Here is a 14,166-nt window from a genome sequence, read left to right as displayed (position 1 = left end):
GCGATGGTTCCGAAGAAAAGCGCACGCCGCTACACCGGCGACCTTGACTGGCGCGCAAGGATGACTACCTTCGCAATATCCCGCAGCCTCAGACATCGGCTGAAGGGACAACCTGGTGCCGGGCCCCTCTGGCGAGAGTTTTTACGGCGCTCTCGTGATGTCGGTACCGCCTGCAAATAAGCCGGCGGATTTTCATTCGATGAAAAAGCACACCATGCCTTGCGCGCATGCCCGTTGTGGTATGTCGCGTTCCTTCCACGTATCCTCTCTGAACAACACCGTTTCTGGCCGCGAGGTGCGGTCATGAATAAAACCTCCCAAAAATCGGCGCTCAGCTATTTCACCTGGGCGTTCATCGTTACCGCTGTCGGCCTCATCCTGGGTGCCGCACTTGGCTGGCAAACCACGGGCACCATTGGCGGCATGGCGACCGTCTTCTTTATCTGTACGGTCCTTGCCGTGCTCGAGATCTCGCTCTCCTTCGACAACGCCATCGTCAACGCCAACAAGCTCAAGGAAATGACGCCGGAATGGCAGCACCGGTTCCTCACCTGGGGCATCGTGATCGCCGTCTTCGGCATGCGTATCGTCTTCCCGCTGGCGATCGTCGCCATCGCGGCGCAGATCGGGCCGTGGGAAGCGCTGGTCCTGGCTGCCCGCGAGCCTGCCGAATACGCCCGCATCATGAACGACGCGCATCTGCCGATCGCGGCCTTCGGCGGTACCTTCCTGATGATGGTCGGCCTCAACTACTTCTTCAACCACGAGAAGGACGTGCACTGGATCGCCGGCCTCGAGAAGCTGATGGCGCGCTCCGCCACCATCAAGGGCATCGAAATCGCCTTTGTCCTGGCGCTCGTGCTCGTCTTCTCGTCCTTCCTGGGTGAGGAGGAAGCCAGTACCTTCGTTCATTGCGCGATCTACGGTCTTCTGACCTTCCTCGCGGTCGAAGTGGTTGGCGGTCTGCTCGACGCCTCGCAGCAGACGATGAGCGCTGCCGCCAAGGGTGGCCTCGGCGCCTTCATCTACCTCGAGGTGCTGGATGCCAGCTTCTCCTTCGACGGCGTCATCGGCGCCTTCGCGCTGACGCAGAACCTCTTCGTCATCGCCATCGGACTGGGCATCGGCGCCATGTACGTGCGCTCCATGACGATCATGCTGGTGGAAAAGGGAACGCTTGCCGAATACCGCTATCTCGAGCACGGCGCCTTCTACGCCATCCTGATCCTCTCGGTGATCATGTATGTGCAGACGATGGTCCACATTCCCGAGGTCATCACCGGTCTCGGCGGTGCGACGCTGATCGGCATCTCGCTCTGGTCATCCATCCGCCACAACAGGAAGGAACAGGCCGAGGAAGATGCTCAGGTGAGCAAGGGCGAACAGGTCGAGGCCTGATCATCCCATCGGCCGCAGCCCGCGCTGCGGCCCGTCCTGACAAAAATAAAGCCCGCGACCATCCGGTTGCGGGCTATTTCATACCTGGCGACCTGCAGCCGCCCGATGCATCGAAGCTATTAGTGGTTGATTCTGCCGAACATGCTCGGATCGATGCCGAGTTCGCGCAGATCGCGGGACTTCGGGCGACGCCCGGATTCGATGGTCGCGCTCACCGCATTGGCAGCACCGATCATCGCAAAGGCGCGGCCAAGGAAGCCATCACGAATGGACTGACGGAAGGACATTTTCTTCTCTCTTGCTTTATAATTGACCGCTTACATATGCGCTCGCGCCTGCCGGATAACAACAGGCGGAAATTCAGCCCTGCCATGCAGAAAGAGGTGGGCCGCACGCATAAAGCTCATCGGCAAATGAGACATGGACCAAGGGCGCTGCTTGCCGCGACATGCTCGGCGCATGGGTCATGAGCGCCCTATTCGCCCGGGTGGATCGCTCATCGACAATACATACGATATTTCTAATAATACCATTAATTGCATATTCCGCGTAACATAGTATACTTGCAATTGGTTTAATCGTGGTCGCCCAGTGCTGCGCCGACGGACCCGTTGAAACCGACTGCTACGCAATCTGCACGATTATCTCCACAGAGCACTCCGCAAGCCACGGCCCTGTCCAAACAACACTACCGTCGCTTCGCGCGCGTGCTTTTGTTTTTTCCTGACCAAAGGGGAGGAATGAGCATGGCAGACAATGCGAATCCAACAAGACGAGATGTCCTTCTGACCGGCGGGTCTCTGCTCGCCCTGTCCGCGATCACCACCACCGCTGCCACCACGATGGGCCGGAGCGCGATGGCTCAAGCCACCGGCAAGAAGCCCAACATCGTGGTCATCATGGCCGATGATATCGGCATCTGGAACATCGGCGCCTACAACAGGGGCATGATGGCCGGCCGAACGCCACATCTCGACAAGCTCGCGGCGGAGGGAATGCTCTTCACCGATTACTATGCGGAGGCGAGCTGCACCGCAGGACGTGCGAACTTCATCACCGGCGAGCTTCCGGTTCGAACCGGCATGACCACGGTTGGCCAGGCAGGCTCACCCATTGGTCTGCCAGCCGAAGCCCCCACCATTGCAACGGTCCTGAAGTCCATGGGCTATGCCACGGGACAATTCGGCAAGAACCACCTTGGTGACCTCAACGAGTTCCTGCCAACGGTTCATGGCTTCGACGAGTTCTTCGGCTACCTCTACCATCTGGATGCGATGGAAGACCCGGCACATCCCGGCTATCCGCAGGATCAGCTGAACGTCGTGGGACCGCGTAACATGGTCCACTCCTGGGCCACCGATGTCGATGACCCCACGGAACAGCCGCGCTGGGGCAAGATCGGCAAGCAGAAGATCGAGGATGCTGGCACCCTCTTTCCAGAGCGAATGAAGACGGTCGATGAAGAGATCCGAGACCTCTCGTTCAGATTTGTCGACAAGGCCAAGGCCGATGGCAAACCGTTCTTCCTCTGGCTCAACCCGACGCGCATGCACATCGTGACCCACCTCTCGGACAAGTACGAGAAGATGCGCAATTCCGAGAACGGATGGACGATTCACGAGGCAGGCATGGCCCAGCTTGACGATATCGTCGGGGACACGATGCAGAAGCTGAAGGACATCGGCGAGGACGAGAACACCATCGTCGTATTCACCACCGACAACGGCACGGAGAACTTCACCTGGCCCGATGGCGGCCAGACGCCGTTCTTCGGCGGCAAGGGAACGACGTTCGAAGGCGGTTTCCGTGCACCGGCCATGATCCGCTGGCCTGGACACGTCCCCGCGGGCTCGATCAGCAATGGTCTGATATCGGGTCTCGACTGGTTTCCGACGCTGGTGGCCGCCGCCGGCAACGCCAACATCGTGGTCGAACTGCGCGTTGGCAAAGAGCTGAACGGGCAAAACTACAAGGTTCACCTCGACGGCTACGATCAGACCAGCATGATCACCGGCACAGGACCCTCGAACCGCCACGAGATCTGGTACTTTGCTGAAAGCACGCTCGGCGCTGCTCGTATCGACGACTACAAATATACCTTCAAGGAACAGCCGGACGGTTGGCTGGGTGATACCATCACGCTGGGTGCACCCACCGTGGTAAACCTTCGTCTCGACCCATTCGAGCGCACGGCTTTCTACAGAGGCGGAAACACCGGATCGCTTGAATATATGGAGTGGTACAAGTTTGAGTTCTGGCGCTTCGTTCTCGTACAGCAAAAGGTGGAAGAGCTTGCAAAGACCGCCATCGACTTTCCGCCGATGCAGCACGGGGCGAGTTTCGGCCTGAGTGCTGTCAAAGCCCAGATTGACGAGGCGATGCGCAAGCAACACGGTCAGTAGGCATATCGTCTTCGGCTTTTCAGCTAAAGCGCAGCGCGGCCGGCGATGTCCCCATCGCCGGCCTTTATTCATGGCAGCATGGGTAGGCGGCTAATCCATTTTCATGACACGATAAAACGGTTCACCGGTGGTAGAATGCAGGGCATTCGAAACGACAGGCTGGATACGGATATGCAACGGTTGCTGATTCACGCACGGCGGATTGCGGAGCTTCAGTACAATGAAACCAGGCACCGGTTGACCATCGTCTATCGCAGCGGACGCGCACGCCCGCTGAAGGATGTCGACCAGAGCATGGTCTTGAAGCTTGTTTCACAGCTCGCCCGGAAAAACGTGGCGTTTGTCTCGTCTTTCGCGCAGCTCGCCATTTGCCTGTGACCCTCGCCCCTCCGGGAGAGGCGAACACAGTGAGGCCGGCGGATGTTTCCATCGCCGGCCCCAAGTCGGAAGGCTTTGCAGTCTTTTTCTTAGTCTTCGTTTGCCGCAAGCTGTGACAGCACCTGCCCGCGCCCGCGGATGCGCAGGATGAGCGGGATCAGGAACGCCGCAGCGGCAACAATCAGCAGCCCGGCCGCGATCGGCGACATCACCAGCGTCGTCACGTCACCCTGGCTGATGGCAAGCGCCCGGCGCAGCTGCTGCTCGGCCAGCGGCCCGAGGATCAACCCCACGACAGCAGGCGCGATCGGATAACCGAACAATCGCATGATGTAGCCGAGCACGCCGAAGGCGAGCAGCATGCCGAGCTCGAACACCGACGGATTGGCGCCGATGGTCCCAAGCGTCGCGAAGAGCAGGATGCCGGCATAGAGCCAAGGCTTCGGAATGGTCAGCAGACGCACCCAGAGCCCGATCATCGGCAGGTTCAGGACGAGCAGCATGGCGTTGGCGATCAGCAGGCTGGCGATCAGGCCCCAGACGAGCTGCGGATTGTTGGCGAACAACAGCGGCCCCGGCTGCAAGCCGTATTGCTGGAAGCCCGCCAGCATGATCGCCGCCGTGGCCGTCGTCGGCAGGCCGAGGGTCAGCAGCGGCACCAGCGTACCGGCGGCCGACGCGTTGTTGGCGGCCTCCGGTCCCGCGACGCCTTCGATGGCGCCGTGGCCGAATTCCTCGGGGTTCTTCGCCAGCTTCTTCTCGGTGGCATAAGAAAGGAAGGTGCCGATCTCGGCGCCGCCGGCTGGCATCGCGCCGATCGGGAAGCCGATCGCCGTGCCGCGCAGCCAGGCCTTCCACGAGCGGCCCCAGTCTTCCGCCGTCATCCACAGAGAGCCCTTCACGGCCTCGACCTTCTCCTCGATGCTGTTGCCCTGGGCCGCGATGTAGAGCGTCTCGCCGATCGCGAACATCGCGACCGCAAGCGTCGTCACCTCGACACCATCGAGCAGGTCGGGAATGCCGAAGGACAACCGCGCCTGCCCCGTCTGCTGGTCAATGCCGACCATGGCGAGCGCAAAGCCGATGAACAGCGAGGTGAGACCGCGCAGCGCCGAATCCCCGAAGGCCGACGACACGGTGACGAAGGCAAGCACCATCAGGGCGAAATATTCGCGCGGGCCGAACACCAGCGCCAGCTTGACGATATAGGGAGCGATGAAGGCGAGCCCGAGCGTGGCGATCAGGCCCGCGACGAAAGAGCCGATGGCGGCTGTCGCCAGGGCCGGCCCGCCGCGCCCGGCGCGCGCCATCTTGTTGCCCTCGAGCGCGGTCACGATCGAGGCGCTTTCGCCCGGCGTGTTGAGCAGGATCGAGGTGGTCGAGCCGCCGTACATGCCGCCGTAATAGATGCCGGCGAACATGATCAGCGATCCCGCCGGATCGAGTTGGTAAGTCACGGGCAACAGAAGCGCCACTGTCAGCGCTGGCCCGATACCAGGCAGAACGCCGACGGCGGTGCCCAGCGTCACGCCGATGAAGGCATAGAGCAGGTTCATCGGCTGCATGGCGACCAGGATGCCCTGGAACAGGAATTCGAAGGTATTCATCGCTGGCCTATCCTAGAAAAACAGTCGCTCGAGCGGCCCCGCGGGCAGCGTGAGCTTCAGGAGCTGCGAAAAGATCGCCCAGACGACGAAGCTGAAGACGATGCCGAAGGGGATCGAGTACCACAGCTTGCGCTGCCCGAAGCCGCGCGCGGTGAAGGCGAACAGCAGCCCCGTCGCGATAGAGAAGCCAGCGGTCTTCAGAAGCAGCATCTGCGCCGCAAGACCGGCAACTACCCAGACGACCGGGGCGATTTCCTGGCGCTCGCGCTCGGGAAACTCGCCGCGAAATGCTTCGAACACGGTCCAGATCCCGAGCCCGATCAGCCCGAAGGCCACGACCTTGGGGGCGGTCGCCGGGCCGATGCGGTCATATTGGGCGATGATACGCATATGCGAGGCATCCCACAGCATGACGGCAGCGACAGCGAAAAGACAGATGGCGATGATAAGCGCCGCCCAATCAGGGCGACGCTTTTCTGCCACGGGTTGGTGACCCATGCTCATTGAACAAGCCCGATCTCTTTGAGGATGCTCTCGGTTGACGCGACATCCTTGTCAAGCTGCGCCTTGAACGCGTCGCCGGCGAGGTAGGTATCAGCCCAGCCCTTCGTTTTCAGCAGTTCCTGCCAGCTGGCGGACTTCGAAAGCTTGTCGAAATCGGCGGTCACGGCAGCGGTCTGCTCCGGCGTCAGGCCGGGAGCGGCCGCGACCATGCGCCAATTCTGCACGGCGACGTCGACGCCGGCTTCCTTCAACGTCGGCGCATCCACGCCTTCGATACGAGCATCGCTGGAAACGGCAAGCAAGCGCAGCTGGCCCGACTTCACCTGCGATTCGAACTCGCCGTAGCCCGATACACCCGCCGTCACCTGGCCACCGAGGATGGCCGCCAGCGCTTCGCCGCCGCCAGAGAATGCAACGTAGTTGATCTTCGTGGGATCAACACCCGATGCCTTGGCGATCAGGCCGACCGCGATGTGGTCGGTGCCGCCGGCAGACCCGCCACCCCAGGAAACCGAGCCCGGATCGGCCTTCAGCTTGGCGACGAGATCACCCATCGTCTTGATGTCGGAGGCCGCCGGAACGACGATCGCTTCATATTCACCCGTGAGACGGGCGATCGGCGTGACGTCCTTCAGCGTGACCGGCGACTGGTTGGTCAGGATCGCACCGACCATGACATACCCGCCGACAATCAGCGCATTCGGGTTGCCGTTGTTCTGGCCGGTGAATTGGGCGAGACCGATGGTGCCGCCGGCGCCCGGAACGTTCATCACCTGGACGTTGCCCGAGATGCCTTCCTTCTGCATTACGGTCTGCAGCGAGCGGGCGGTCTGGTCCCAGCCGCCGCCAGGGGCGGCCGGCGCCATGATGGTGTAATCGGCGGCATAGGCCGGCAGCGCGATCGCAGCTGCAAAAATGGTCGCAAGGAAAGTGTGCTTCACGATATGTCCTCCATGAACGCGGCTGAGGAACCGCGCATTGTTCTCGATGGAATCAGGAAGGACACCGCAAGCGGACACCAAGTGTCCGATCTGTGTGGCAAGTCTCCTCCCGAAACTTCACCTGTCCGCCTCCACGGAGCTGAAGTTCAGAGAAACGGACCACAACAAGCTGTCATTTAGCTGACATCGGTCACACCTATGGGGAGACCCGCCGTGTTTCCTCTCAAATTGGGAGCGTCCGGCTACTGGGTGCGAAGCACCTCGTTCCAGTGCGCGATCAAGCGCGCGCGCTTCACCTGGTCGAGATAGACCATCAGACCCGGGCTGACGGGCACCGGCCGCAACTGCGCTCCCAGCAGCTCCTGCATCGTGTTGGCCGTGTTCTCGCCGGTCACGTCGGGGCTGACGGCAGGGATCTGCAACTCCCGCGCCATGATCGTCTGGCCTTCCTTGGACATGAAGAACGACAGGTATCGCCGCCCAAGCTCCGGGTTCGCAGCCGCCTGCGGCACAAGCCCGATACGCGACATCACCACCGTATAGTCCTTGGGCAAGACAATGCCGACATCGGGGTGGCGCTTTGCCCAGTCGGCGGCGTAGGAGCCGAGGATATTGTAGCCCAGAACGAACCGGCCATCCGCCACGCGCTCAAGGATCGCCGAGCTTGTAGAGTAGAGCTTCACTCCGGCGGCGCCCATTGCCCCGACCACCGACCAGATGTCGCCGAACTGTTCCTGGTCGCGCGCCATGAAGAGGAAACCCACGCCGGAGCGCTCGATATCATAGGTACCGATCCTGCCGTGGACCGCATCGCCCTTGCGCTTCAGGTAGGCGATGAACTCGGCCCGAGAACTGGGCGGCGGCTCGTTGGTGAAGCTCGGCTTGTGATAGACGAAAACGGCAGGCTCGAACGTCAGCGCATAGGCGGTGTTGCGCCAGTTCGCCCACTTGGGCCAGCGCCCGCTCATGGGCAGGTTGCTGGGCTGGGCATAGCCATCGTTGGAAAGCTTGACCTGCAGATCCATGGCCGAAGAGAAGGCAAAATCCGCCGTCCGCTTGCCGGCATCCGTTTCTCGAACGATGCGGTCGTAGATCTCGCCGGTAAGCATATCCTCGTATTTGACTGCGACATCGGGATTGGCTTCCTGGAAGCCGTGGATCATCGGTTGCGCCAGCGGTTCGTCGAGAGACGAATAGACCACCAGCGTCGGGGCATCGGCATCTCCCGAGCGCGCCGGGTAAAACGTTTCATCGGCAGCGGCAAAGCTCGGCCACAGCGCCAGCAGTAAAAGAAATGCTCTCCTCATGGCACGACAATGCATCAGCCTTTGCCGGCGCGCAAGAAACGGACACCACCTCCGGAGGACGATTTGACGGCACCGCGATATTCGATTTCACACGGTGACATCGCTACCCCGCCCCTATAATCTTGATGGAAAAAGGGAACATCCGTGCGCATCCTGCTCGTTGAGGACAACATCGCATTGGCCGACGGGCTGTCGGCCATCCTTCGTGGCACAGGCCATGCGGTCGACGTCGTCCACGACGGCGCCTCGGCCAATGCCGCGACAAGTGCGGAGAATTTCGAGCTGGTCGTTCTCGATCTGAACCTTCCCGAGATGGACGGGCTCGATGTCCTGCGCGCCATGCGCTCCCGACAGAACCAGGCGGCAGTGCTGATCCTGACGGCGCGCGGCGCGCCCGAAGAGCGTGTCAAAGGTCTCGACCTCGGCGCCGACGACTATCTGATCAAGCCTTTCGACATTTCGGAGTTCGAAGCGCGGGTGCGCGTTTTGCTGCGGCGCCAAGCCGGCCTTCATTCGGCAACGGTGAGTTTCGGCGGCGTGTCGCTCGACCTGAATTCGCGCGCATTCTTCGCAGGCTCCACCCCTCTCGATATTCCGGCGCGCGAACTCGGCCTGCTGGAAATCCTCTTCATGCGCGCCGGCAAGGTCGTTGCCAAGGAGGCGATCATCCAGTCGTTGACGGCCTTTGACGACGACATTTCGGCCAATGCCATCGAGCAATATGTCAGCCGCCTGCGAAAGCGCCTGTCGCCCCACGGCCTGACGGTAAAGACCGCGCGCGGCATCGGCTACTATCTCGACAAGCTGCCAGAGGCCTCATGACGGCAGTCTATTCGCTCCGGCGCAGGCTACTCTTCTGGCTGCTGATATCGACCGCCGTGCTCGGTGTCGTGGCCCTTGCCGACACCTACCGGGAGGCCGTCGAGACATCCAACATCGTCTCGGACCGCGTGCTGGCCGGGTCTGCCTTGGCGATCGCCGAGCGTGTCGTCGTCGCGGAAGACGGAACGCTGGAAGTCGATATCCCCTATGTCGCGCTGGAAATGCTGACGTCGGCTGCGCAGGATCGCGTCTTCTACCGCGTAGACGGTCCGCCTGGACGGTTTATCACCGGCTATCAGTCGCTGCCGGTGCTCGAGGGGATGCACGGAGATACTGCGGCTTTCGCCGACGACACGTTTCGCAGCGAGCCGATCCGCGTCGCAACGCTCCGCCGCTCGGCATCAACGGGCATCCGCTCCGTTCCGTTCACCGTGACGGTTGCCGAGACGACGATCGCCAGACGTCAGCTTGCGCGCGCGATCTTGCTGCGCTCGGCGCTGCGGCTTGCCTTCATGATTGTGGGTGCGGCGACCATCGTGTGGATCTCGGTCACCGTGGCGCTTCGCCCGCTCTACAAGCTGCGCGACGCGATCGGCGAACGCAGCCCCGACGATCTGCATCCCATCGATCAATCGGTTCCAAGCGAGGTGCAGCCGCTGGTCGATACGGTCAACGGCTTCATGGTGCGCCTGCAATCGGCGCTCGACGCGCTCAGGAACTTCACCGGCAATGCAAGTCACCAACTGCGCACGCCGCTCGCCATCATCCGTACCCAGCTAGCGCTCTCGGCACGCGCCACCAGCCTGTCCGATGCCCAGGATGCAGCCGTGAAAGGCGACCAGGCAGTCGCCCACGCCGAACGAATTCTGGCGCAGTTGCTACTGATGGCAAAGATCGATGCCGCGAGCGCGAAGGAGGCGTTGACCGCCTCGTCCATCGATCTCACGGCGGTCGCCCAGGAGATTACCGGCGACCTCATTCCGGCTGCAGCCGCCGCCGGCATCGATCTCGGCTTTGACGGCGGCAAACAGGAGATGATTCGCGCCGAACCGCTCCTGATCGGCGAACTCCTGCGCAATCTCGTAGGGAATGCCATCGCCTATGCCGGCAGTGGAGCCGAGGTGACGGTTCGCATCCATTCCGCAGACGAGATGGTCCGTCTCGAAGTGGAGGACAACGGCCCCGGAATTGCGCCGGAAAAGCTCGCTGCCGTGCGGCAGCGTTTCTCGCGAGGCAACGACTCCGCCACCCCCGGCGCCGGTCTGGGCCTGCCGATCGTCGAGGAAATCGCCGCGCTTTTCAATGCGACTCTGACGCTGGAGCCTGCTTTCGACGGTAAAGGCGTCAAGGCGACAGTCGCTTTCTTCAGGGCCTAAAGGCTTACTCGCATTAACCTTTCCGCCTTGCATTCTTTCGCTGCATTGCACACACTGCTTTTGGGAACAGCAAATGCCGTACAACGATACGGCAGCGGACAAGGCAGTACATGTCGATCAAAGCCAGCATCTATCACCTGACGCATTACAAATACGACAAGCCGGTCCGCCTCGGGCCCCAGATCATCCGCCTCAAGCCCGCGTCGCATTCCAAGACGCTGGTGATCAGCCATTCGCTGAAGGTCTCGCCGGCGAACCATTTCGTGAACCTGCAGCAGGATCCCTACGGCAATTATCTGGCCCGCTACGTCTTTCCCGACCCGGTGACCGAGTTCAAGATCGAGGTCGATCTCGTCGCCGACATGACGGTCTACAACCCCTTCGATTTCTTCATCGAGGAGAGCGCCGAGATGTGGCCCTTCTCCTACCCCGAGGAGATCAGGGACGACCTGAAGATCTACATGCAGCCGCAGCCGGTGGAGCCGGCGCTGGCAGCCTACCTCGCGGGCATCGACCGAACGCCGATGCGGACTACCGATTTCATCGTCGGCCTCAATGCCCGGCTGAAGAACGACGTCGAATACGTCATCCGCATGGAGCCCGGCGTGCAGTCCCCGGAGGAGACGCTGAAGCTGGCGCTCGGCTCCTGTCGCGACAGTAGCTGGCTGTTGGTCGAGATCCTCCGCAACCTCGGCTTCGCCGCCCGCTTCGTCTCCGGCTATCTCATCCAGCTCACACCCGATCTCAAGGCGCTCGACGGCCCCTCAGGCACCGAGGTCGATTTCACCGATCTCCACGCCTGGTGCGAGGTCTATATCCCCGGCGCCGGCTGGATCGGGCTCGATCCGACTTCGGGCCTCTTGACCGGCGAAAGCCACATCCCGCTTGCCGCCACGCCGCACTATAGCAACGCCGCCCCGATCTCCGGCGCGCTCTACGGCCACGCCAACACCGAATTCGCCTTCGACATGAAGGTCACGCGCGTGGCCGAACATCCGCGCATCACCAAGCCCTTCTCCGACGACAGCTGGGACGAGCTCAACGCGCTCGGCGCCAAGGTCGACAGCATCCTGCAGGCCGAAGATGTCCGCCTCACCATGGGCGGCGAGCCGACCTTCGTCTCGATCGACGATTTCGAATCCGCCGAATGGAACACCGAGGCCGTCGGCCCGACCAAGCGCGAAAAGGCCGATATCCTGATCCGCAAGCTGCGCGAGCGCTTCGCCCCCGGCGGCTTCCTGCATTACGGCCAGGGCAAGTGGTATCCCGGCGAAAGCTTGCCGCGCTGGACCTTCTCGCTCTACTGGCGCAAGGACGGCAAGCCGATCTGGCGCAATCCCGAGCTCATCGCCGGCGAAGGCAAGGACACCGGCGTTGCCGCCGACGACGCCGCCAACCTGCTCGGCGCCATCGCTCGCGAACTGGCGATCGACACCGACATGGTGCTGCCGGCCTATGAGGATCCGGCCGAATGGATCATCAAGGAAGGTAGTCTCCCCGAGAATGTCGATCCCTCCAATTCCAAGCTCAAGGACCCGGAAGAACGCAACCGCATCGCCCGCGTCTTCGAGCGCGGCCTTACGACGCCGACCGGCTACATCCTCCCCGTCCAGGCCTGGAACGCCCGGGCATCCGGCCAGCGCTGGATGAGCGAGCGGTGGAAGACCCGTCGCGGCAAGATCTTCCTCGTGCCCGGCGACAGCCCCGTCGGTTACCGCCTGCCGCTCGGCACGCTGCCTTACGTGCCCCCGGCGCGTTTCCCCTATATCCACCCTGCCGACCCCTCGATCCCCCGCACGCCTCTGCCCGATGTCTTCGTCCCCTCGGGCCGCGCCATGCCGGAAGCCTCGCGCCACAGCGAGGAGGCCGGCCAGAGCCGCGTCGAGCAGACGCTGGGCGAGATCGGCGGCGCCGTGCGCACCGCGATCTCGGTGGAGCCGCGCGACGGCCGGCTTTGTGTCTTCATGCCGCCGGTCGAGCGCATCGAGGATTATCTCGAGCTGATCGCGGCCGCCGAAAACGCCGCTGCCGAACTCGGCCTGCCCGTCCATATCGAGGGCTACTCCCCGCCGCAGGACGAGCGCATCAACGTCATCCGCGTCGCGCCCGACCCCGGCGTGATCGAGGTCAACATCCACCCTGCCTCCAACTGGCAGGACTGCGTGGCGATCACCAGCCTCGTTTACGAGGAAGCGCGCCAGTCGCGCCTTGGCGCCGACAAGTTCATGATCGACGGCCGCCACACCGGCACCGGCGGCGGCAACCATGTGGTGGTCGGCGGCGCCAATCCCGGCGATAGCCCGTTTCTCCGCCGGCCCGACCTGTTGAAGAGCCTCGTGCTGCACTGGCAGCGCCATCCCTCGCTCTCATACATGTTCTCGGGCATGTTCATCGGCCCGACCAGCCAGGCGCCGCGCATCGACGAGGCCCGCCACGACAGCCTCTACGAGCTGGAGACCGCGCTCGCACAGATTCCTGCGCCCGGCCGTGGACCGACGCCCCTGCCCTGGATCACCGACCGCCTGTTCCGCAACCTCCTGATCGATGTCACCGGCAACACCCACCGCGCCGAGATCTGCATCGACAAGCTGTTCTCGCCCGACGGCCCGACCGGCCGCCTCGGCCTGGTCGAGTTCCGTGGCTTCGAAATGCCGCCGAATGCGCGCATGTCGCTCGCACAGCAGCTTCTGGTGCGCGCCCTCATCGCCCGCTTCTGGCAAAACCCCGCCGATGGCCGCTTCGTGCGCTGGGGCACCACGCTGCACGACCGCTTTATGCTGCCGCACTTCGTCTGGGCCGATTTCCAGGACGTGCTGGCCGACCTGAAACAGAACGGCTTCGACCTCAGCCCGGAATGGTTCAAGGCGCAGCTCGAATTCCGCTTCCCCTTCTGCGGCGAGGTCGAATACGAGGGCTCGAAGCTGGAGCTGCGTCAGGCGCTGGAGCCCTGGAACGTCATGGGCGAGGAAGGCGCGATCGGCGGCACCGTGCGCTATGTCGACAGCTCCGTCGAACGCCTGCAGGTGAGGCTCGAGACCAGCAATGCGTCCCGCTACACCGTCACCTGCAACGGCCGCACCGTGCCGCTGACGCCGACGGGCACCGCTGGCGTCTCGGTCGCCGGTGTTCGCTTCAAGGCATGGCAGCCGGCGTCGGGATTGCACCCGCTACTGCCGGTCAACACGCCGCTCACCTTCGACATTTATGATACATGGTCGAAGCGTTCGATCGGCGGCTGCATCTATCATGTTGCCCATCCGGGCGGGCGTAACTATGACACCTTCCCTGTCAATGGTAACGAAGCGGAAGCTAGGCGCCTGGCGCGATTCGAGCCGTGGGGGCATACATCGGGCGGCTATATCCCGCAGGTGGAAACACGATCGCCGGAGTTTCCGCTGACGCTGGATTTGAGACGACCGGCAGGAATTTGA

The 14,166-nt window shown here is 62.6% G+C and carries 11 protein-coding genes; 6 read left to right on the top strand and 5 right to left on the bottom strand.

Annotated features, from left to right (window positions below):
• Positions 1-303: 303 nt before the first annotated feature.
• Positions 304-1,398: a DUF475 domain-containing protein gene (locus A6U87_RS28945; protein WP_065694773.1), complete on the top strand. Its 1,095-nt coding sequence runs from the start codon at positions 304-306 to the stop codon at positions 1,396-1,398.
• 119 nt (positions 1,399-1,517) lie between these two features.
• On the opposite strand, the gene A6U87_RS30285 is transcribed toward A6U87_RS28945, so the two are convergent.
• Entirely contained in the window at positions 1,518-1,685 is a 168-nt protein-coding gene (locus A6U87_RS30285) for a hypothetical protein (RefSeq protein ID WP_198928781.1), read from the bottom strand.
• Positions 1,686-2,138: 453 nt separating this feature from the next.
• Between A6U87_RS30285 and A6U87_RS28940 the strand changes: the two genes are divergently transcribed.
• Together A6U87_RS28940 and A6U87_RS28935 are read left to right on the top strand one after the other, a co-directional pair.
• Positions 2,139-3,800, top strand: coding sequence for an arylsulfatase (locus A6U87_RS28940; RefSeq protein ID WP_065694772.1), 1,662 nt, complete (start codon positions 2,139-2,141; stop codon positions 3,798-3,800).
• Between the two features lie 171 nt (positions 3,801-3,971).
• On the top strand, positions 3,972-4,178 hold the full coding sequence (locus tag A6U87_RS28935; RefSeq protein WP_141684061.1) for a hypothetical protein: 207 nt from the start codon (positions 3,972-3,974) through the stop codon (positions 4,176-4,178).
• 89 nt (positions 4,179-4,267) lie between these two features.
• Here A6U87_RS28935 and A6U87_RS28930 read toward each other — a convergent pair whose 3' ends face one another.
• The 4 genes from A6U87_RS28930 to A6U87_RS28915 form a co-directional block, all read right to left on the bottom strand.
• Positions 4,268-5,785, bottom strand: a complete 1,518-nt coding sequence (locus tag A6U87_RS28930) for a tripartite tricarboxylate transporter permease (protein WP_065694770.1) — start codon at positions 5,783-5,785, stop codon at positions 4,268-4,270.
• 12 nt (positions 5,786-5,797) lie between these two features.
• Entirely contained in the window at positions 5,798-6,289 is a 492-nt protein-coding gene (locus A6U87_RS28925; protein WP_065694769.1) for a tripartite tricarboxylate transporter TctB family protein, read from the bottom strand.
• The gene (locus A6U87_RS28920; RefSeq protein ID WP_065694805.1) at positions 6,286-7,230 is read right to left on the bottom strand and encodes a tripartite tricarboxylate transporter substrate binding protein; all 945 of its coding nucleotides are present in this window, start codon (positions 7,228-7,230) and stop codon (positions 6,286-6,288) included. Before A6U87_RS28920 ends, A6U87_RS28925 begins: the two co-directional genes overlap by 4 nt.
• A 242-nt stretch (positions 7,231-7,472) precedes the next feature.
• Positions 7,473-8,537, bottom strand: a complete 1,065-nt coding sequence (locus A6U87_RS28915; protein ID WP_065694768.1) for an ABC transporter substrate-binding protein — start codon at positions 8,535-8,537, stop codon at positions 7,473-7,475.
• A 144-nt stretch (positions 8,538-8,681) separates the two neighbouring features.
• Between A6U87_RS28915 and A6U87_RS28910 the strand changes: the two genes are divergently transcribed.
• The 3 genes from A6U87_RS28910 to A6U87_RS28900 all read left to right on the top strand — a co-directional run bounded on the left by A6U87_RS28910 (position 8,682) and on the right by A6U87_RS28900 (position 14,166).
• The gene (locus A6U87_RS28910) at positions 8,682-9,359 is read left to right on the top strand and encodes a response regulator transcription factor (RefSeq protein ID WP_065694767.1); all 678 of its coding nucleotides are present in this window, start codon (positions 8,682-8,684) and stop codon (positions 9,357-9,359) included.
• On the top strand, positions 9,356-10,735 hold the full coding sequence (locus tag A6U87_RS28905) for a sensor histidine kinase (RefSeq protein WP_065694766.1): 1,380 nt from the start codon (positions 9,356-9,358) through the stop codon (positions 10,733-10,735). The genes A6U87_RS28910 and A6U87_RS28905 overlap by 4 nt, the downstream gene beginning before the upstream one ends.
• A 110-nt stretch (positions 10,736-10,845) precedes the next feature.
• On the top strand, positions 10,846-14,166 hold the full coding sequence (locus A6U87_RS28900; RefSeq protein WP_065694765.1) for a DUF2126 domain-containing protein: 3,321 nt from the start codon (positions 10,846-10,848) through the stop codon (positions 14,164-14,166).

The sequence above is a fragment of the Rhizobium sp. AC44/96 genome, assembly GCF_001692185.1.
In the GTDB taxonomy this organism is placed as follows: Bacteria; Pseudomonadota; Alphaproteobacteria; order Rhizobiales; family Rhizobiaceae; genus Rhizobium.
This window is presented reverse-complemented; position numbering and strand designations above follow the sequence as displayed.